Annotated in this window: 3 protein-coding genes; all 3 read left to right on the top strand. The window is 58.6% G+C overall.

Translation table 11 applies throughout. The annotated features are described in order from the left end of the window. Positions 1-322: 322 nt before the first annotated feature. Complete coding sequence (locus tag PRZ01_RS19145; RefSeq protein WP_273598446.1) at positions 323-571, top strand: hypothetical protein; 249 nt, start codon at positions 323-325, stop codon at positions 569-571. Then, on the top strand, positions 568-1062 hold the full coding sequence (locus PRZ01_RS19140; protein WP_273598445.1) for a hypothetical protein: 495 nt from the start codon (positions 568-570) through the stop codon (positions 1060-1062). The genes PRZ01_RS19145 and PRZ01_RS19140 overlap by 4 nt, the downstream gene beginning before the upstream one ends. Further along, a partial coding sequence (locus PRZ01_RS19135; RefSeq protein WP_273598444.1) for a hypothetical protein occupies positions 1025-1380 on the top strand: 356 nt, incomplete at its 3' end. The genes PRZ01_RS19140 and PRZ01_RS19135, both read left to right, overlap by 38 nt.

Here is a 1380-nt window from a genome sequence, read left to right as displayed (position 1 = left end):
ACTGTGGAACTGGGCCCGCCCCGAATGGGACACCCCTCTGCCCGCGTGGACGGCCATGTCCGCTACCTGGCCTGGCATTACTTCGAACATCAGCGGAGCCAGAACGGCCTGGGCAGCGCCCTCATCCACTTGGCACGCGACTACGCCGGCCCCACCCTCGGTTCACACCCATGAACGTCTAGGTTGGCTTGCCCCACGCTTCTGGTCGCGTTGGGGATCGTCGGATCACCCCGAGACAACCGTCATCTACAGCAACGGCGGCCAAAGCATCACCCGCCTGACCGTCCAACTGATACCTGTGAAGTTCCCGGTCAGCCAATCCATGGACCCCAACACCTTGCAGATGAAACCCACCTTGATCGATGCGTTTCAAGTCCACTGGGGGTTTGAGCGCAGCGCGGGCGATGGCACGGTGCCCGAGTCCTCGGGCAAGGCGCTGAGCGCAGCGGGCGTGAAGCTGCAAAAAGCCATTGCCGGGCCTCACAGCGAGCACCAAAACATCGGCCACAACCCCCAGGCGCAATCGCAGCTCTTCACCGCGCTGCGGGCGATTTCGAAGAAATTCACATGAGCCGCCGCCAATTTTTACAAACCACACTCGCCTTGCTGGCCTGGCCTCTGACCGGCTGCAACCCACCCCCTAGCAGAGAGACTCTTCTGATGGAATACACCGGCGCCTGGATAGGCATGGGCAAGGTCTTGATGCCCGTCTCCCCCTTTGAGTTTGAACTCATGTCCATTGAGACAGGGCCCAAGGCCAGCCCGGTCAAACCGATTTACTTCAATATGCGGGTCAATGTGCCGGCCAAGGGCCAGCCTCAACCGCCCATGACCAATCGAGAAAGGCCTGCTCATGCAGGTATGAGCTTCTGGTTGGACAACGGTGGTGGCACGGCCATGGAGATTTTTGAGCGTGCCAGCAAATGGCGCACGGAGCGCAAGGTGGTATTTGTCAAAGAAGTGAGTTTTGGCAACAACCGCTATCTGCATGGGCAGACGACGCAAAAGGGTGAACGATGGGTTCATGAGTTCGATCGTGCTAGACATCGACCATCGCCTTGACACCTTTGTGTTGACGATCTCTGACCAGTTGAGTTTGGTCATTCAAGCCTCGCGGCAGATTGCGATGAATGCGGCTGTGCGTGCTAGGTATGAGCGCGATGCGGTTGATCCGAAAAAGCAATTTCCTGGGTCGATGAATATGGCGTTAGAGGAGCTTAAGGAGGAAGCTGGTTACCAAGCCAAACGCGACCAACTCATGCCCCACCTCGACGCCGCACTGCCTGTTGTGCTGAGCAATGTGCAGGTCTTCCAGCACGACCCTTTTCATTTACCCGCGCCCAAGCCGGGCCTGGAGCGCCACTACCTCTGGAACTGCGC

This window comes from Roseateles koreensis (genome assembly GCF_028595305.1).
Classification (GTDB): domain Bacteria; phylum Pseudomonadota; class Gammaproteobacteria; order Burkholderiales; family Burkholderiaceae_C; genus Paucibacter_A; species Paucibacter_A koreensis.
Note: the sequence above shows the minus strand (reverse complement) of the source record. Positions and strands in the feature narration are given on the sequence as shown.

What these genes read in the sequence shown, in the direction of transcription:
- PRZ01_RS19145 (WP_273598446.1), top strand. Translation starts at nt 323, where the DNA reads ATGGACCCCAACACCTTGCAGATGAAACCCACCTTGATCGATGCGTTT.
- PRZ01_RS19140 (WP_273598445.1), top strand. Translation starts at nt 568, where the DNA reads ATGAGCCGCCGCCAATTTTTACAAACCACACTCGCCTTGCTGGCCTGG.